We start from the raw sequence: 19623 nt of genomic DNA, 5'->3' as shown, positions 1-19623 counted from the left end.
TATAAGAATAGTTAGCCTTGCTGTTATGCACTTTTCATGGAAAATACTATCTTCTAAAAACCCTTAGAATTACATGTTTTTCAAGCTTAAATTTCAAATTCATATACACCTTAAGATGTACCAGTTCCTAGTAAAATATAGCCTAATTCACAAAACATACAATTATTTATTAGTAAACATAAATCTTAACTTACTAGAACTGGTATATCCTAAGTAAAAATTTATATCATTAATACATGATATAAATTAAATCCCAAATGTTAAGTTCAGGGACTATAAACCTTATCTCATCTCCCTGATCTCCTTTAGCATAACTGAAATTCAACTTAATTGATTTTCCTTTATTTAGATCTGGGGACGCTAAATATACAGCCTTTACTTCATTGCATGTAAGTACGGAAATCTCAATATCCTCTACCTTTGAAGGAATTTTTTCCTTAGGCTCATTCCAATTCATATCTTCGATACCTTTAAAGTTTACTAAGTTAATAATTTTAAAATCTGGCTTTTCCTTTACTAAGGACCAAACTTTATCAGCTTCTACCTTAGGTGAAGCCTGTACTCCTTTAATTACATATTCTCCATTTATTCCACCGGTATTTACCATACTGGTATCTATTATGTCAAAATCAAATAAAAGTTCTTCGTATTTCACTATGAAGTCATAGTAGTTTCTGAGTTTTTCATTAAATTTCTCATTTTCTATGGTTCTATATTTAGGATAATACGGATCATCAAGTATTCCCCTGTTTTCACCTAACAGCAAATGAAAACCTCCACTGGCAAAAATTGTAGCCATAGTTAACAAGGTTGAATTTTCTGCTTGCTCTACAGGAATATTTAATTCTTCTAAGAATGGCTTCATATAAGCAGCTAAAATAACCTGCTTATCTGGAGCATATATTTTCGCATTTGTAATCAAGTTATATAAATCCTGATAAGTGTCATTAGGAGGCCATACCTCTATATAAACAGCATCTTGCTCAGACTTTGCCACAGTTTCCACTGGCCAGTTATTCACTGCATTGAAGATTAAACTAACTTTTTCTCCTTTTTCCTCTATATACCTTTTAGTATCATTAATTAGATTCGGAAAATCTTCCCTTAGATTTCTTATTGCCCTTTTCCCATTTATTCTGCTAATAGCCTCCTTGGGAAATCCATACTGATCCATATGAATACCATCAAATCCAAGCTTTATTACCTTGTAAAACTCATTAATTATATGATCATGCCACTTATTTTCTCTGGATATATCCATCATATAAAGGAAATCCCCAAAACCATATATATCACCATTATTCTTGTAAATACCTAAATCCTTGTTCTTTTTATAATACTCTGGAGCTGAGGCATAAACTGCACCATAAGCAATAGCTCCCATACCATATTTATGTGCTAAATCAATTTTGTCTTTTACTGTAGATAAACTTAACACTCTCTCCAAAGGATCTATGAATATGTCAGATTTAGGTATTAAGTCATGATGTCTGTACATCCAATCATAGTATTGAACCACATTTAAATGGAATTTATTCATTTCTTTCAAATCTTCTTTATCCTCTAAATCTGCTTTAGAGAAATCAGCTAAAAACCCATACCTTGGAGCATACTTCCATGACAGTAAAATATCAAAAGCTGTGCTCAAGGCCTGCTTCATTTCATCCATATGATAAAGCTCAACTTCAACCCCATACCCCGAAATAAGGTCCTCACAATTATCTATATCAAATTCAAAGGTAACCTTCTCTTCTTTGTTAGATAAAAATATCTCTAAGGTTCGAATTTGTTCATGAAGCTTGTATACATTACACCTAAGTATATCTGATTCAAGCTCACCTTCTAGCTCTACAATTATTCCTATTCTTTCTCCATTTCTAAATTGAGCTTTTGCTGGATATATATCTTTAATAATCAATCTTTATACCTCCTGATTTTATTCTTTTTCTATATATACCATGTCCCAATACTGAAGCTCTGGAACATCGATTTGAAGTTTAGTATCCACTCCTTCTTTTGTTATTTTGTAATTTAGCTTCATTGCTTTTCCTCCATTTAGATCTGGAGAGGCTAAATAAACTCCTTTTACCTTGCCTGTCTTAATTGTATAGTTAAGCTTTAAGTCTTTCTTTGTTTCAGGTGCATCATAATTTGCACCATCATCCCTCCAAGCTTCCTTATTCATACCTAAAAGGTTTATAAGCTGTACAACTTCATAGCCATTCTTCTCTTTTGCATAGGTCCAAATTGTATTTGCTTGTCCATTAGTACTGGTTTTTATATCATTAAGACTTATAGGATTTTTACTATCCTTCAATCCATCTCTTAGCAAGTTTTCATAAGCAACTAAAAAATCATAATAGTTTCTCATAGCAGTTACTAAAGAAGCTGTCATCTTCAGATTCTTGTTAGGGAAATACTCTCTGCCTAGCATACCAGTATCACCTAACTCTATATGAGCACCACCAGCAGCAAATATAGCTGCATCTGCTAGCCTAACACTATTTTCATTAAATTCTCCAGGAACCCCTGCTGATCCGTAGTTCATATAAGCAGCTATTACAGTGCTTTTCTTACCAGAAGTAAGCTCATATCCTTTATCAACGGTGTCCTTAAAATAGTAATAATTAGGATAGTCTGATGGCCAAAGTTCTGAATAAAGAAAATCTACGTTTGACTTTGCTACTTGCTCCAAACCATATCTATTAACTGTATTAAAAATTACTCCAACTCCAAGAGAGCTCTTTGCATTATTAACAAAGTCAGTGTAAGTATCAGGCAGATTGACAAAGTTGCCATCGTAATCAAAGGTTGTTCCTCTGTTGCCTAAGGTATCCATATGATATATATCAAAGTTTAATATTTTGAAAACTTCTTTTTCCTTATTGTATATATATTTTTGCCAATCTTTATTTGCCGGGTTAAATATAGCTATATTAGATGCCCATCCCTCAGGAAGTGGATATCCATCCTGCTCTGTATGAAAGCTATCCTTATATATTCCCCATTCTGCCTTTACTCCATCTTCCTGATAATCTGTATATGCTCCATAAATTAGGTTATAGTTTGCAGCTTTCATATTCTTACTATGCGCTAAATCAATATAGTCTTTTACCGTTTGAAAATAGATATCTCTGTTAGCTATATCCGCCCAAAACTTCGGAATATTACTTTCATCACCTGGCAGAGGCTTTTGGTGCTTGTTCTGCCAATCATAAAACTGCAGACCATCAATATGAAATTTATTTATATTATCTATAATACTTTCAGTCTTGTCCTTGCTCTGATCAGGGTACTCGGCTATATATCCATATCTAGGAAATCTATCCCAGTTTGATGAAACATCTACCGCAGTATTTTTGTTATCATCTACATAGCTTCCATGAGTTGCATATACCTCTACTAAATATCCCTTATAATCCTCTGAAGGAGCACTCCAAGAAATATCCACTGTCTTTTTTTCTTTACTACCTAAAGAAAGTTCTAATTTTTTCTTTTCCACAGTATTATTTAAATACTTAAAATATATTTCCAAAGAACCTTTATAGGCTTTATTAAACTTATTATCCAGTTCCACTTTTACACTAACACTATCTTTTGGATTGTACCTGGCTTTATCAGTATAAACATCGCTTATAAGCTTCCCACTTTCTAAAACTTTTGTACTAGCTTCCGCATTAAAGTTTTTTAACTTGTAAGCTAAGCCTCCACCTCCAATTGAAATCACCACTATTGCAGCTATAATGGATCTTTTTTTCAAAGTAAACATTCCTCCTTCATAAGGTGTCTAGATTCAAAACTATTTCATTTTGGAATTGTTCAAAATAAAAATTCGTAAATCCGTGAAAATCTTTATTTCTCGTCTGAGGGATGAAGTAGTTTATGCTTATCCCTTTACAGCACCTTCATTTCCACCTGATTTTATAAACTGTTTATTAAAGACTATAAATATAACTATTACAGGTATTAAAACCAATATAGCAGCGGCAAAAATTATGCCCCATTGAGTTGCTTTTCCATTTTGAAGTAGTTTTACTGCTATAGGAAGAGTTCTCTTCGATTGAGTTTTTATTACAGTTAATGCTGTGAATACTTCCATCCAAGTTCCTGAAAAAGCTCCTATCGCCATAGTAGCTAAAGCCGGTTTTGAAAGTGGTAATATTATTTTTTTATAGATGGTCCACCTATTTCCTCCATCAATTATTACTGATTCTTCTAATTCTTTTGGAATGGTTTCAAAGAAACCTTTCAAAAAGAAAGTGTTACCAGCTATTCCACCACTGACATATAAAAGCAGCAGACCTGTATAAGTATCAACTAAATGAAGCCCTTGTAATATAGTAAACTGCGATATTAAAGCAAGAACTGCGGGCATCATAAGAGAAAATATATAAATGTTAAAAATTATCTTCTTTCCTGGAAAGTTAAGTCTTGCGAATCCATAACCAGATAGAGATGATACAAAAATAGTTAATACTGTATTTGCAACAGTTACGAATATACTATTTAAAAAATATCTTGAAAAATTTTCACCTGTCCAAGCAGTGATATAGTTTCCTAAATAGAATTGCTTAGGAATTATTTGTGGCTTCGAAGGCATAACATAAGTATTGGGTATTAAAGATGTACTTATCATGTTTAAGAATGGTAATAGTGCCATTATAACCATTACCATAAGAACCAAATGCAGCAGCACTTGTCCAACTTTACTTCTAACCATGCTTGCATCCTCCTTTAAAACTGAATTTCTGAGTCTTTAATAAATTTTCTTTGAATAGTAGAAATAGTTATTAGAATTACAGACATGATTAAACTTAATGCTGCTGCATATCCAAAATCAAAACTTGAAAAAGCTTTGTTGTACATATAGTCTAAAAGGACATCAGTCTTTCCAAGTGGTCCGCCTCCAGTAACAAGCATTACCTGAAGCATTATGTTAAAAGCACCTATTATCAGATTAATTATTATAAAATAAGTTCTAGATGCAAGGAGTGGTAGTGTTATCTTCCACATTTGCTGTTTTTTAGATGCTCCATCTACATCAGCAGCTTCATAAATATCTTTAGGCAAGTCTTGTATAGCTGCAGTATACATTATCATCACCCAACCAATGCCCTTCCATATACAAAGTGCCCACACTACTATATTTCCTGTCCATTCATTTTGAAGCCACGAGACCGGTTGACTTATGAGGTGTAGATTCAAAAGAATCGAGTTTACCAAAGAACCTTGAGTATCTTGGAAAATATATTTAAATAATATAGCAACTACTATCCAGTCCGAAATAACTGGAACGTACAATAAAAATCTATATAATACCTTACCTCTAGAAAGAGACTCAATTAGTATAGCTATAATCATTCCTAGGAACCATTGAATCGGTACCGTAACTACTACTGCCAGCAATGTATTTCTAAGGGATAAATAAAACTTAGAGCTTTCATCTATTGCTCCACCGACAAAGAATGCTTTTTTAAAGTTTGCTAGTCCAATAAATGTACTTGGCTTATTTGGATTAACACTATAATTCATAAAAGCCATCATAATGTTCTTAAGCAGTGGATATGCTACAAAAATTAAGAAGAGTAAAAAGCCTATCCCTACGAACGCCCAACCTTCCATAGCTTCTCTTTGCTTTTTACTAAATTTAATCTTTTTACCTCTATTCTGTGAAACCGTCACTGTGTTATTTTCCAAATGCATCACTCTCCTTTTTTATGATTGAGGATTAAATTTTCTCTCTAATCCTCAATCTGTAATATATAAATTATTTGCTTGCTTGAAGTAACGAATCTACTTTTTTTGCAGCATCATCTAACGCAGCTTTTGGACTCTTCTTCTTTCTTACCGATAACTCAAAGTCCTCTTTAATTATATTTGAGATGTCTCCCCACTTTGGACTCGGTGTTCTAGCCCAAGTTGAATTAAGCTGATCCATATATGTTTTAAGTATTGCATTGTCAGTAACAATAGATTTCTTAGCAGTATTTGTATTAACTGGCATCATACCTAGCTCAGTAGTAAATATTGTTTGAGCATCATCAGAAGCTAAGAATTTTGCAAAAGCAAACGCTTGCTCTTTATTCTTTGAAGCTTTAAATATTACTGTATCTTCTCCTCCAACCACTGAAAAACTTCCTCCATCCCCCTTTGGAATTGGAGCAAAAATTACATTATCCTTAACTGTCTTTTGATTTTTGTTTGATGGGTACCACCATGGACCGTCATCAATCATGCCATAATGGCCTGCATTGTATCCTTCCCAAGTACCTTCGCCACCAAGTAAACTCTTAGCTATATAACCTTTATCATTCCACTCTACTATCTTTTCAAGTGCTTTTACACTTGCCTCACTATTTAAGTATCCAGATGCCTTTGTGTTCTTATCATCTGTGACCTTACCTCCTAGTGATAAGAAATATGGAGCTATTGCCCAAGATTCTAATCCAGCTATACCAATTCCAGCTATCTTGTCCTCTTTTACTTTAGCAGCATATTGTTCTAATTCATCCATAGTCTTAGGAGCTTCTTTAAAGCCAGCTTTATCAAGCATTGACTTATTATAGATAGCAATTTTTGTGTTTGCATCAAGAGGTATACCATAATAGTGACCATTATAGAAATTTGTACTCATTGGCCCTTCATAAATTTCCTTCTTCAAGTCATCAAAGCCTGGCATGTTATCTACAGGCTCTAAATAATCCTGCTCTGCATATTGAGCCACATCCACAATATCTGTTCTCGCGAGATCCGGCACAGTACCACTCATGGCGCCCTGAAGAATCTGCTTTTTGTAATCATCTCCACTAGGCATTGGTGTAATCTTGACCTTGATATCTGGATATACTTTATTGAATGCAGGAACTATTTTTTCTTTTAAAACTTTATTTTCTGCATCAGTAAAGGTACTCCACATTTCAATTTGCCCCTTTAATTTCGTCAAGTCTGTAGTTGTTGTTGAAGTGCCTTGTTCACTCGTATTCGAAGACTTATCACCACAGCCTACTAACAACGAAGAAGCCATAAGGCCTGTTAAAATTAACGCAATAATTTTTTTATTTTTCATTCTCCATCCCCCCATAATTTGCTTTATATTTAAGTACCATTTAGCACTTATAAGCTCATAAAATCATTAAACGTTTTCTTGCTAGGGAATCGGTTGCACAGATAAACTAAATTCCATTAGCTATCTGCATAAATATATATAGCTTATATCACTCCTTTATTATTTGATACTTTTTCACAAGCTCTTAGCTTAAGTTTGACTAAAAGGTACTCTAAAATTTATTATTACTATGTATAGCTCTATCATTAATTTCAGAAGTATTATTATCTATGTTCTTCCATATAAGTATCTTTTATGTAACCTTGGTATATATTTTGTATATCTTTGATTTTATTTTAATCTGTTATACAATAATATTAAATGTACAATTTATACCTTTTTTGTATTATAGCTACTTTTAATATTAGCGGAGGTTTCACATGAATTTATTATCCATAGATACAAGTATTGTGCCAGCAGTAAGGCTAATAGGTCATATAGATTATATAAAACCTTGGAAACATTTTAATAGAACCATCAACGAGTATATATTATATATTGTCAAAAGCGGTGAACTCTACATCAGAGAAGGAAATGTAGAATATCATTTGAATAAAGGAGATACCTTACTACTAGAGCCAAATATCGAGCATAGAGGCTACAAGGAAGCTTCCTGCCACTATTATTACTTTCACTTCAAACACCCAAAAATTTCGCATTTAAATACTAAGTCTTATGATGAAATAGCAAAAAATCTCATGAATAAAAGAAAGGCCTCTCTTCATAGTGAATATCTTAGTGAGCTATCTGATACAAACCCTGAATTTTATTTACCAAAAAACTATCACTATGAAGACGAAAATGAATTAATGACTTTATTAGTAAATGCTGATAGTGATTATTATCATAAGTACGAAGGCTATAAAACAATGGCTTCTTTAAAACTCTTGGAGATATTAATAAGAATAAGCAGGAACTATACCTCCACAAAAATAGAAAATTCCCAGCCACAGTTTTCAAAAGCCTTTGTAAAATGTAGGAATATTCAACACTATCTAAACTCAAACTATCAAAATAAGATAACCAGTTCTGACATCGAACAGAATTTTGAGTCAAACTATGACTACCTAAATAGAGTTTTTCAACAGATGACTGGATACACCATTATAAATTACCTCAATACAATAAGAATAAATCGTGCTAAAGACTTACTAGATGCTACTCCTTTAAAAATTTCTGAGGTTGGCTATCTAGTTGGAATAGATGACCCTTATTATTTTAGCAAACTTTTCAAAAAGATTGCTGGAACCACTCCTTCAAACTATATAAAGCAAAAAAGTGAAACTACTATATAAAATTATTAAACGTTGTTAAATCACCTTATTGAATTAAGCGGTTAATCACCCGATGCTTCGATGAGTTTAAATAAAATATTGCTGCAAAAAAGCCCTCTCACAATGAGAGGGCTTAAAATATTCATAATAAATTGTTTAGCTGATTCCAACAACTTTACTTCTCCGTTCCATTATAACTACATCATGCCATATTCCATTAGGCATCTTAGCAATTTTTTCTCTTATACCAATTTCTCTGAAGCCGCATTTTTTATGCATTTCTATACTCTTAGTATTCTCTCGAATAATAGCACAATATATTGACCAAATTCCATTGTCTTCAGATTGTTTTATCACTTCAGTCAAAAGAATTGTTCCGAGGCCTTTACCTCTATATTTCTCATTGATATAAATACTCGCTTCTACAACTCCTTCATAACAAGCTCTACTAGAAGTTGGACTCAATGCCACCCAGCCTGCTATATCATCATCTGACTTTAAAACTAATCTACAGGATTTAAGATGACCTTTATCCCATGCTTCCCATGTAGGGGCTTCAGTCTGGAAGGTAGCTAATCCTGTTCTGATTCCTTCTAAATATATTTCTAGTACTTGATCCCAATCTGATGGTTTCATTTCTTCAATTTTATATTCCATTTGCACTCTCCTTTCTAATAAACATATATTTGTTAAGGTTTGAGGTTGTTTGCTTATATCCCCCAATTTTAATCTATATTATTCTAATAACTAGTTATTTTTCACCATAGGCAATAAAAATGCTAATGTCAGCCTTCTCACAGCCACAACTTGAAGTAGCACAACAGTTTCCACCAACACAATCCACTACTACATTTTTTAAACCTGCTTTTAAAAACCAGTCTTCTATATCTTTCCTATCAAATCCCATCCATCTATCATGATGCTCTGTTTTTAAAAATTCAAATTTGTGTTCATCTAAATCTGTAATCACAAGTTTTCCACCTGACTTTATAACTCTAGCCATTTCTTTTATTGCAACTAAAGGATCTTCCACATGATGTAAATACATATTTGCCATAGTATAGTCAACAGCTCCATCTTCAATTGGTAAACATTCTGCCTCACCTTGACGATATTCTACTACTTCAAAAGAACTAAACTTTTGCTTCATTTGTTCAAGCATTTCCTGAGATCTATCAACTGCTATAACCTTTAGTCCTTTTTTGAGTAATCCTTCAGTAATAAAACCAGTTCCTGCGCCAATATCTGCTGCAAGTTCACCTTCTTTTACTTTTGCAACTTCATAAGCCTTATCTCTAACTTCTTCATTAAAAAAATCTTGTCTTAGAGTATCCCATTGATTAGCTACTTCTTGAAAATAACCTTTACTATCAATCTCCATATAAAAACCTCCCTTATTATTTGCAACAATCACTTTCATCTATGGCTTTAAGAAGTATTTCAACGCTTTCTAACACTTGCTGCTTCTTATCTTGTGGAATTGCATTATAGATTTTCTTGAAGTATAGATTCATATCTTTTTCAATTCCTTCATAAACCTTCTGTCCATTATCTGTAAGCGATATGGTTACATATCTCCTGTCTTGTGGATCAATATCTCTCTTAGCTAAATCGTTTGAAACGAGATTATTTACTGTTCTACTCATAGTACTGTTTTCTAAGTTTAATAATTCTGCTAATTGATTTAATGAAATACTCTTTGCACGACCTATCTCTACCAAAGCATGGCATTGAGATATAGTTATACCACAGCACGAAAAGCCATTATCTTCTAATATACCAAGCTTTCTTTCAAGCCCCCTAATTAACTCTCTTAATTGTTTTGCATCATCTATAAAATTCATTTCCAATTACCTCCTACAATTATTCTAATATGCAATAATTCGATTATACAACTATTTTTATTGAAAATATTTATTACTTTGTTATTTATGTTAATAGTAATTCTATATAACTCTTACTACATATGGATTAATATGTCTAATAGTATTATTCCCTTGATATTTTTGCATCATTTTTCAATATAGCCAAATCATAAAAAGCCCTCTCATAATGAGAGGGCTAAAGTCTTTGAAGTAAATTTTAATTAGTCTTAATCTGTGTTGTTTTATCTTCCTTAATTTTAATTAATTTAAAAACTATTAACCCAAATATAGCAGATAAAATCGATGCTACCATTATACTCATTTTTGCTGTAGCTAATACTTCTTCATCTGTAAATGATAATGATGAAACAAATATTGACATTGTAAATCCTATTCCTCCAAGAACACTTGCTCCATATAGATGTTTTATATTTACTTCCGAAGGTAGTTGAGCAATTTTAAACTTTATTAATAACACAGAAATTAGAAATATACCTAATTGCTTTCCTATAACAAGTCCTAATATTATTCCAATACTAACTGGTGTAACCATAATAGTTGAAAGACTACTATAATTTATAACTACCGCAGCATTAGCCAGTGCAAATATTGGCATAATGAAGTAAGAGGACCATGGAGCTACTATGCTTTCAAGTTTGTTTAGCATTGATTTTTTAAATTTTTCTTGATCTTTTGAACCAGGTATCGTCATTCCAAGTAACACCCCTGCAAAGGTAGCATGAATGCCTGATTTTAACATTGTAAACCATAATACCATCCCCAGTATAAGAAAAACAAATACTGACTTAACCTTAAGCTTATTGACTATCAAAAGCAATATAAATATAACTAAACTTATCAAAAGATACATCCACGATATTTCAGTACTATAAAATATTGCGATTACAATAATAGCTCCCAAATCATCAACTATTGCTAAGGCTGTAAGAAAAACAATAATTCCCTTAGGAGCTTTTTTCCCAACTAAAGATATTACCCCCAAAGCAAACGCTATATCTGTTGCCATTGGTATTCCAAATCCATTGATAGTTAGTTGATTATAGTTACATAATGCATAAATACCAGCTGGGACAATCATTCCAAAAATAGCAGCAACGATTGGCAATATGGTTGTTCTTATAGATTTGAGTTCTCCAACTAAAACTTCTTTCTTGATCTCCATACCTACCACAAAGAAAAATACTGCCATTAGCCCATCATTGACCCAATGTGAAATAGGCATAGTTATAGAAATTTCTTTATATCCAATTGTAATATGCTTATGTAATACTTCATTATAAATCGGAGCAAAACCAGAGTTTACTAAAAGTATCGCAACTGCAGAACAAATTAACAATATTACTCCACTAGAAGATTCACTTCTAAAAAAGTTTAAAAATAAGTTATACTGTGTATCATTTTTTATATTTCGCATATTTAATCTCCTTTCATTTATTATTTTAATCAGCTGTACTATAGAACTTCCATATTAGTAATCAATCTTAATCCTTTAATTTCTACACAAATAAAAAAGAGTGAAAAGCTTAAAAAAAGCTTCCCACCCCAGAAACTACGTGCTTGAAAGTAAATCTTATAATTTACCCAACCGAATCTAGTTATATTTATTTAATTAAATTATATCAAATACTATATAAAACATCAACAATTAACTTATTTCTTAAGGAAATACTTTTTTCTCCAATACAAAGCAACATTAACAAGGCCTATCATTACCGGCACTTCAACTAGTGGGCCTATAACTGCTGTAAAGGCTTCTTTTGACTCTATGCCAAATACAGCAACTGCAACCGCAATAGCAAGTTCAAAGTTGTTACTTGCAGCTGTAAAAGCCAAAGTTGTAGTTTTCTTATAATCAATACCAGATCTATAGCTTATATAGAAGGATACAGAAAACATAATAACAAAGTATATTAAAAGTGGAATTGCTACTTTTACAACTTCTAATGGAAGCTGTACAATATACTGTCCTTTATAAGTAAACATAACTATGATTGTAAATAATAACGCAATTAATGCTAACGGGCTAATTTTAGGTATGAACTTCTTTGTATACCATTCTGTTCCCATCATTGGTTCTAAAATTAATCTAGTTAGCATTCCTAATGCAAAAGGAATTCCTAGATAAACCGCCACAGATTTAGCAACTTCACCCATAGAGATATTAACTTTGTACCCAGTGAGTCCAAATACTGGCGGCAATACAGTAACAAATATATAGGTAAAAACTGAATAGAAGATGACCTGAAAGATTGAGTTAAAGGCAACTAGAGCCGCTGCATATTCACTGTCCCCATCAGCTAAACTATTCCAAACTATAACCATTGCTATACATCTTGCAAGTCCTATCAGTATTAATCCAGTCATTAAAGCTGAATCTGATCTTAGAAAAACCATAGCAAGTATGAACATCAACACAGGTCCTATAACCCAATTTTGCACTAAAGATAAGCCTAATACTTTTGGATTTTTAAATACTTTCCCTAGTTCTTTATAATTTACCTTTGCTAGTGGTGGATACATCATAACAATTAATCCAACCGCAATAGGTATTGATGTACTCCCCACAGATAAATTTGATAACGCTTTTGATAACCCTGGTGCTGCCCAGCCTAAGGTAATCCCTAAGGCCATAGCTAGAAAAATCCATAATGTAAGATATCTATCAAGTAATGAAAGTCTTGATTTACTTTTCAAATAAAATCCCCCTTAAAAGATTATTTTTACTTAAGCTCATTAATGCATCAGATTGCTTTCCATTTAATTTCAACCCTGTGCTTTAACAGTTCCTTATTATAAAAGTTCATTAAGCTTCTCACCCTTGATTTCCTCTGACTTCCATTCTATAACTGCAAAGTTACCATTAGATATTTCATTCACTTTATTAATCCAAGGTATTTCATTGCTAGCTTTTGCTTTTAAAATAGCATTTGTTGTATTTGTAACATACAAACTTGAATTAATAGCCCACCATTTGCTGCTTATTCCGGCACGCTTCAAGTCTTCATCAAGTCTCATTGCTTCATAAACTGGTGTAGTTTCTGCCAAAGTTACAATTACAACTTCTGTTTCCTTTGAATTCTTTAGCTTTGGTAAAAGTTTTTTAACTGACTCTGGAGTATCTCCTTGTGAACGGGATATTTCCTTGTTATAGCTTTCTGTGGAATCTAAAAGTAACAATGTATGACCTGTTGGAGCAGTATCTATTACAACCACTTCATCTTCTGACTTTTCAACTATTTCGGCAAAAGCTCTAAAAACAGCAATTTCTTGAGTACATGGAGATCTTAAGTCTTCTTCTATATATTCAATATCTTCCTCAGACATGGTTTCTCTAGCTTTACTTAATACTTCTTCTTTATACTTTTCAAGTTCTTTCTTTTCATCTATGTTACTAAAGGAAATTCCTTGCCCTTCATCTAAAACAAACTTCAAATGAGCTGCTGGATCAGTAGTGGTAAGGTGAACTTTTTTGCCTTTCTTGGCTAATCCTAATGCAATAGCAGCTGCTATAGTTGTCTTTCCTACTCCGCCCTTTCCCATTGTAAATATGACTTTTTTATTTGAAGTATATAAATCATTAACAATATCTTTTAAAGCTAACATGTTATTAATCTTCAGTTCTTCGTTACTCATCGTAAAATTATCTTCTATCAAAAATGCTCTTACATTTGCTAGACCTGTAATATTGTATGGTCTTAGTGGAATTTGAAAAGTTTTAAGACTTCTTAGGCTTTCTGGAATATCCTTAAGAGCTTTTTGATGCTTATTATAAAGACTTTTTGATAATTCATCATCCACATTCTTAAGGATTCCATTTATAATTAAAATCTGATTGTTAACCCCAATTTCTCTAAGTTCAAGGGAAGCTCTTTCAGCTTCTTTTAATGGAGTAATCTCTGGTCTTGATACTAAAACAAGTGTAGTTGCACCTCCATCAGCTAGTGTTCTCACTGCATTCTTATAAACTTCCTTTTTATCTTCAAGTCCTGCCAGTTGCCCAAGACAAGATGCTCCATGAGTACTTTCACTTATAAAGTTACTCCAGGCTGAAGGCAATTGAAGCATTCTTAAAGTATGACCCGTAGGGGCTGTATCAAAAATTATATGATCAAATTCTTTTTGAATATTTTTGTCAGTTATAAAGTTAGTAAACTCATTAAAAGCTGCAATTTCAACTGTACATGAACCTGAAAGCTGTTCTTCCATATTTTTAATAACAACTTCGGGAAGTTTTCCTCTATATGGACCAACAACACTTTCCTTATATTCATTAGCAGCTTCTATAGGATCAAAATTAGCAACTTTAAGATTTGGTACTTCTTCTATTTTAACTCCTTTATTGTTTAGCTCTGTGTTAAATACATCCTGCAGATTTGAAGCAGGATCTGTACTCACTAACATGATTCTTTTTCCCTTGTCAGCTAAAGTCATTGCAGTAGCACAAGCAGTTGAGGTTTTTCCAACTCCACCTTTTCCAGTAAAGAATAAATATTTAGTCAATTCTATTTTATTTGGATTAAATAACTGTTCCATTCTTGACCATCCTTCCTTTATTAATAGCATTTGTCCTCAACTATTTGTTTTTTTCTTAATTTGTAGCTTTAGATAACTTTCAGGAATCTCAAGAAAAGAACAAAACTCCTCATTAGTGGGATACTTTGCAGTTTTAACTACTTCTCCATCAACAATAGTTACAGGCAAGCATTCTATTCCTTCACTATTTAGTAATTGATTAATAACTTTATTATCTACAAATGCCTGAGGATTGTTAGTTAAGTTAAACCTTTCAACTACAATACCCCTGCTCTTTAAATTATTTAAAACAGTAGATACTCTCAATAATTCTGGATCAATACTTGGTCCACAAACACCTGTTGAACAACACATTGCAGGATCAAAAATAATCATTTTTTTCATAATATATAGCCCCTTTTCCTATTTACATTCGCATTTAAACTTATCTTTACATATACAATCCTCTGTATCAGTTATAAGATTCATAATAAAAAGCATAAGTTTATTGCAGTTAGTAGCATTTAAAGAATAATGACTCCATAACCCTTCTTTTCGACTATTTACAAGACCGCACTCAATCAAAACCTTCATATGATGAGAAAGTGTTGGCTGAGTAAAATCAAAGTTTTCTAATATATCACAAGCACATTTTTCTCCACAAGATAGAATATCAATTATTTTTAGTCTATTTGCATCAGAAAGAGCTTTAATAATTTTTGCATTTTCATTATAATCAGATTTCAATTTACCACTCCTTATATAGATAATCATCTATATATAATATAGATGATTATCTATGTATATTCAATACATACTCTGAAATTAACGTATTTTTAACATTAACATTGGCATCAATCTATATTACATACTATGCTTTGATAAAAACAATGTGAATAAACAGAAGATTTTTCTAAACAAAAAAAGCCAGTTTACACTGGCTTAAGATCATATTTATTCACTTATTTGCTACTAAATATCTCCTATTTAGCTTAAATTAATTTCATTCTTTAAAATTCTTCTTTGCAAATCTTTTATCTTCTCTTCAATGGCTTTTGCAGTCTTAATAAATTCCTCATCACTTTTACCTGATGGGTCATCTAATCCCCAATCTTCTTCATGTTTCGAAGGTAAGAAAGGACAAACTACGTTACAGCCCATTTTTACTACAATATCTACTTCTGGTATATCAGTAAGTAACTTTGACTTTTGTGTTTCATTCATATCAATATTATATAAGTCGTTGATTATTCTCACAGCATCTTGATTTATCTGAGGTCTTAATTCAGTTCCTGCTGAATAAGATTCAAATACATCTGAAGCAAACATTTTTCCTAACGCTTCTGCCATCTGAGATCTACAAGAATTATGTACACATATAAACGCTACTCTTGGTTTCATTATTAATCCCCCATTTTTTAAGACTAAGTTATTTTAAATATACTCACATGATAATTTAAATGATTTTCTATGTCAACTTTTTTCATAACTACAGTTCTCTTGAATTTCAAAAACTGCTTAAGTTAATCATTTTCTTAATTATTACATAATTGTATTTAAAACAACCATCATCCAAAAGACCATTGTGCAACACTAAGTTCACCTTTACCTAAAGGTCTTTCTCCTTCATATATCCATCCACTAGTATCGTTTGTATCATCATCTGTAAATACTTCACCAATAACTTCAGCTTTTGAATTACTGTTTTTCTTCTTTTGCCTTCCCCTTTTACTATTTTTAATCTTCAATATATCAGTGCTATATTCTTTTATATTATCACTATTATTATCTACTTCACTATCCTTAGATTTAATAAGGTCTTTACTGCTAATTTCTAAGTTTTCTTCATTTACTTCTCCTATATTTTCCATGTTGATATCAACCTTATCCTCTAAAACTTTATTATCTTTTTCTTCAACCTTCGCAGTATCAACTTTATTATCACAAGCCTTATTTAACTGGATATCTATAGTCTTTACTTCAACTTTTTCATTCTTAGTTATTTCTTTTACCTTAATATTTTGATGCTTTACAAAGTTTTTCACTCTATATATCTTATCTTCAGTTAACTCAATCATTTCTAACTCAATAAAAAGTTCTAAGGCTCGCTTAACTTTATCAACATCTCTATTAAACTCTATAGCTAGAGTTTCTATTGTATATGGAATGTTTTTTGAAAAAAACAAGTTCCCTTCTAAATTAACTTTTCCTGCAAGCATCACAAGCCTATTCCATATATAATGAATTGTATCTCTTTCCGGCTTCATATCTATTATTTTAAATTTAGTATCCTCATACATATCAACTCTGAATTTTACATATTTTCTTTCTCTCATATATCTCATTCTCCTTAATACTTAATTTTTTATCTAATTTATTAGATATTTTGTATTCTAAAAGATATATATGCCATAGTAAGAAAATTTAAGGAGTTAATTATATATTTTTTTAACTTTTTATAATTTAATTAAACAGCAAAAAAGGATTGAGTTAGTCGTTACGCACTCAATCCTTTTCATTTATACAGTTAAGGTAAGTTACAACCTTCCTATCATTTTTCTAAGGCAAGAATCTCTTTAATGCAATTATCTGAAGGTAGGTCTTCACTTATCCTTGGATCTTTAATATAAACATCAGGCTCTACTTTAAATTCTTCATCACTACTTCCATCAAAATGAGCACCAAGTGCTATATCAAATTTGAATAATAAACCACTTTTAGGCAACATTATTGTTGCTGGTCCAATACCATTATCCCCTCCTCCAGTTTTTTCACCTACTAAAGTAGCTAATTTACTTTGCTTACAAAAAACTGCTAAAGACTCGGAAGCCGAGTACACTTCTTTATCCACTAACAAATATATTTTACCTTTATAGCTTATTGGATCTTTGGGGATTATCTTATCTTCATCTGTTATATAATATTTAAAATCCTTTAAGATTTCTTTTGTAATACTTGGACATTTACTAATTAAATCATTTGTTACAGTATTGACACCTTTAAGATCATCACCATAAGTATATTTTAAATAGTCATCTTCTAAATCGCCATCTCTATAAAATAGATATTTTGTGCTTGAGTAGGTTTTGTTTATAATCCTTGGAAACAGTACTTTTTTCCAATATAAATCAGTTCCGCCTCTATTTCCTCTTATGTCAATAATAAGACCTTTAAAATCTTTTACTTTATCTAAATATTTATCAATACTATCTCTATCAGTCTGTATATAATTATCGTCAAAGGATTTTATTCTCACATATCCAAATTCATTTTCTATTATATCTTTACATATGATATTATTGCCTTGATTTAATACTTGTTTTTCTTTACTTTTAACTTCATCTTCGCTTAGATTTATATTGTTTCTTTCTAAAAAAGTTTTGTTTTGTATTATATTAATAGTATTTTTTTCTTGCCAGTTATATTTATAATCACTTTTCTCCAGTTCAACTTTTCTTTTCAACAGAGATTTAACTTTATCAGCATTGGCTTTATACATTGAGGTATGACCATTATTCAAATCTCTTAAAATTCCTTCTAAAACCATATAAAAATCTGTATTATTTTCGGTATCCTTTACTCTTTGAAGATATATATCTTTATTTGCTTTCCAATCTGCATTATTTACTCTTTTATTAACTTCTAGGAAAGGATAATTTTTTTCTATCACTTCATATAAGTAATTAAAATCTTCTAACTTTTCTTCTTGTGTCAAATTACTAATTATTTTCTTATTAGCATTGCTTTTGTTTTCATCCTTCTGATTCTTCACCACATAAGAAAATAAAAATATAAACACCATTGCTACTATCACAACTATTGTAAGTAAAATAAAATACATGTTTGTATTTTTAAATCTATATTTCATAGCAGCCATCCCCCTTCCAAATTACATATTTTCATAAACAAAATCTACTTTAGATGGTTATGCTATATTTAGATTTGCAAAATAATACCTAGCTAAAAAGTCAATTTAAATACTATCTTTTTTATATAAAATAGTTGCATCTTTGTTATAATATTTAATTGCATCTATTAAATGGTTGTGGTTAAAATCAGGCCACAAGTCATTAGTAAACCATAATTTTGCTTCGGCAGCTTGCCAAAGTAGGAAGTTACTTATTCTCTTTTCTCCACTTGTTCTTATAATTAAGTCAACGTCAGGCAATCCTGAAGTATACATGTAATTGCTGATTAAAGTTTCGTCTATTTTATCAGCATTTAGTGCTCCCTCATTAATATCGTGCATTATTTCTTGCATAGCATCTACTATTTCTAAACGTCCTCCATAATTTAATGCTATATTTAAAACTAAACCAGAATTGTTTTCAGATGCCTTTTCTGTTTTTTTGATTTCATTTAACAATTCCTTTGAAAGGTTAGCCTCACTGCCTATGTGTCTCACAATAATATTTTCTCCTACCTCATTACGCAACTTCGCAAAAAATTCTACGAAAAGTTTCATTAAAAATGCAACTTCTTCATTTGATCTATTCCAATTTTCACTAGAGAAAACGTAAAACGTAAGTACCTCAACCCCGAGTTCAACACATTCTTTAATAGTTATTTCAATTGGTTTTGTACCTGCTCTATGGCCCAAAGTTCGCGGAAGACCTTTTTTTCTAGCCCATCTCCCATTTCCGTCACAAATTATTGCTATATGTCTTGGTATATTATATATTTTTGTATTTATTTGATTTTTTAACATTAGACTCATTTCCTTCTTCCATCTTCTAATATAATCAGTTCATTATATTATTACTCAACAGGAAATTATTGTCAACTTTTGAAAATGTAAAAAAAGCCAGGTCTTTTAATCATTTTCTAATCAAAAAATCCTAGCTCT

General features: G+C 31.4%; 18 protein-coding genes and 1 other annotated feature. Of the genes, 1 reads left to right on the top strand and 17 read right to left on the bottom strand.

Annotated features, from left to right (window positions below; all coding sequences use genetic code 11):
• Positions 1 to 229: 229 nt before the first annotated feature.
• The 5 genes from J3477_RS21950 to J3477_RS21930 all read right to left on the bottom strand — a co-directional run bounded on the left by J3477_RS21950 (position 230) and on the right by J3477_RS21930 (position 7066).
• Positions 230 to 1918 (bottom strand): glycoside hydrolase family 66 protein, encoded by a 1689-nt coding sequence (locus tag J3477_RS21950; RefSeq protein WP_206872354.1) that lies wholly within the window; start codon positions 1916 to 1918, stop codon positions 230 to 232.
• Positions 1919 to 1936: 18 nt separating this feature from the next.
• Positions 1937 to 3769: a glycoside hydrolase family 66 protein gene (locus J3477_RS21945; RefSeq protein WP_206872353.1), complete on the bottom strand. Its 1833-nt coding sequence runs from the start codon at positions 3767 to 3769 to the stop codon at positions 1937 to 1939.
• A gap of 117 nt (positions 3770 to 3886) precedes the next feature.
• Positions 3887 to 4720, bottom strand: a complete 834-nt coding sequence (locus tag J3477_RS21940) for a carbohydrate ABC transporter permease (RefSeq protein WP_206872352.1) — start codon at positions 4718 to 4720, stop codon at positions 3887 to 3889.
• A 14-nt stretch (positions 4721 to 4734) separates the two neighbouring features.
• On the bottom strand, positions 4735 to 5697 hold the full coding sequence (locus J3477_RS21935) for a carbohydrate ABC transporter permease (RefSeq protein WP_206872351.1): 963 nt from the start codon (positions 5695 to 5697) through the stop codon (positions 4735 to 4737).
• A 70-nt stretch (positions 5698 to 5767) separates the two neighbouring features.
• On the bottom strand, positions 5768 to 7066 hold the full coding sequence (locus tag J3477_RS21930; RefSeq protein ID WP_206872350.1) for an extracellular solute-binding protein: 1299 nt from the start codon (positions 7064 to 7066) through the stop codon (positions 5768 to 5770).
• 419 nt (positions 7067 to 7485) lie between these two features.
• Here J3477_RS21930 and J3477_RS21925 point away from each other — a divergent pair, with 419 nt between their 5' ends.
• Positions 7486 to 8400 (top strand): AraC family transcriptional regulator, encoded by a 915-nt coding sequence (locus J3477_RS21925; RefSeq protein WP_206872349.1) that lies wholly within the window; start codon positions 7486 to 7488, stop codon positions 8398 to 8400.
• 135 nt (positions 8401 to 8535) lie between these two features.
• Here J3477_RS21925 and J3477_RS21920 read toward each other — a convergent pair whose 3' ends face one another.
• From J3477_RS21920 to uppS, 12 genes are all read right to left on the bottom strand, one after another.
• Complete coding sequence (locus J3477_RS21920; protein WP_206872348.1) at positions 8536 to 9036, bottom strand: GNAT family N-acetyltransferase; 501 nt, start codon at positions 9034 to 9036, stop codon at positions 8536 to 8538.
• Between the two features lie 94 nt (positions 9037 to 9130).
• Positions 9131 to 9760, bottom strand: coding sequence for a class I SAM-dependent methyltransferase (locus J3477_RS21915; protein ID WP_206872347.1), 630 nt, complete (start codon positions 9758 to 9760; stop codon positions 9131 to 9133).
• A gap of 16 nt (positions 9761 to 9776) precedes the next feature.
• Positions 9777 to 10223: a MarR family winged helix-turn-helix transcriptional regulator gene (locus tag J3477_RS21910; protein WP_206872346.1), complete on the bottom strand. Its 447-nt coding sequence runs from the start codon at positions 10221 to 10223 to the stop codon at positions 9777 to 9779.
• Positions 10224 to 10461: 238 nt separating this feature from the next.
• A complete protein-coding gene (gene nhaA / locus J3477_RS21905; RefSeq protein WP_206872344.1) occupies positions 10462 to 11679 on the bottom strand; it encodes a Na+/H+ antiporter NhaA in 1218 nt (405 codons plus the stop codon).
• Positions 11680 to 11796: 117 nt separating this feature from the next.
• Positions 11797 to 11852: a sequence feature (sodium ion sensor (DUF1646 type); this cis-regulatory element may regulate processes involved in with the transportation of sodium ions), on the bottom strand.
• A 63-nt stretch (positions 11853 to 11915) separates the two neighbouring features.
• The gene (arsB, locus tag J3477_RS21900; RefSeq protein ID WP_206872343.1) at positions 11916 to 12959 is read right to left on the bottom strand and encodes an ACR3 family arsenite efflux transporter; all 1044 of its coding nucleotides are present in this window, start codon (positions 12957 to 12959) and stop codon (positions 11916 to 11918) included.
• Between the two features lie 96 nt (positions 12960 to 13055).
• Positions 13056 to 14798, bottom strand: a complete 1743-nt coding sequence (gene arsA / locus J3477_RS21895) for an arsenical pump-driving ATPase (protein WP_206872341.1) — start codon at positions 14796 to 14798, stop codon at positions 13056 to 13058.
• Positions 14799 to 14834: 36 nt separating this feature from the next.
• On the bottom strand, positions 14835 to 15182 hold the full coding sequence (gene arsD / locus J3477_RS21890; RefSeq protein WP_206872340.1) for an arsenite efflux transporter metallochaperone ArsD: 348 nt from the start codon (positions 15180 to 15182) through the stop codon (positions 14835 to 14837).
• Positions 15183 to 15200: 18 nt separating this feature from the next.
• Complete coding sequence (locus J3477_RS21885; protein ID WP_284692022.1) at positions 15201 to 15524, bottom strand: ArsR/SmtB family transcription factor; 324 nt, start codon at positions 15522 to 15524, stop codon at positions 15201 to 15203.
• Between the two features lie 240 nt (positions 15525 to 15764).
• Positions 15765 to 16178: an arsenate reductase ArsC gene (locus tag J3477_RS21880; protein ID WP_206872338.1), complete on the bottom strand. Its 414-nt coding sequence runs from the start codon at positions 16176 to 16178 to the stop codon at positions 15765 to 15767.
• Between the two features lie 167 nt (positions 16179 to 16345).
• Positions 16346 to 17113: a phage replisome organizer N-terminal domain-containing protein gene (locus J3477_RS21875; RefSeq protein WP_206872337.1), complete on the bottom strand. Its 768-nt coding sequence runs from the start codon at positions 17111 to 17113 to the stop codon at positions 16346 to 16348.
• Between the two features lie 215 nt (positions 17114 to 17328).
• Positions 17329 to 18645, bottom strand: coding sequence for a S41 family peptidase (locus J3477_RS21870; protein WP_206872336.1), 1317 nt, complete (start codon positions 18643 to 18645; stop codon positions 17329 to 17331).
• Between the two features lie 105 nt (positions 18646 to 18750).
• Complete coding sequence (gene uppS, locus J3477_RS21865) at positions 18751 to 19494, bottom strand: polyprenyl diphosphate synthase (RefSeq protein ID WP_206872335.1); 744 nt, start codon at positions 19492 to 19494, stop codon at positions 18751 to 18753.
• Between the last annotated feature and the right edge of the window lie 129 nt (positions 19495 to 19623).

The sequence above is a fragment of the Clostridium zeae genome (genome assembly GCF_017312485.1).
Taxonomy (GTDB): Bacteria; Bacillota; Clostridia; order Clostridiales; family Clostridiaceae; genus Clostridium_AR; species Clostridium_AR zeae.
Note: the sequence above shows the minus strand (reverse complement) of the source record. Positions and strands in the feature narration are given on the sequence as shown.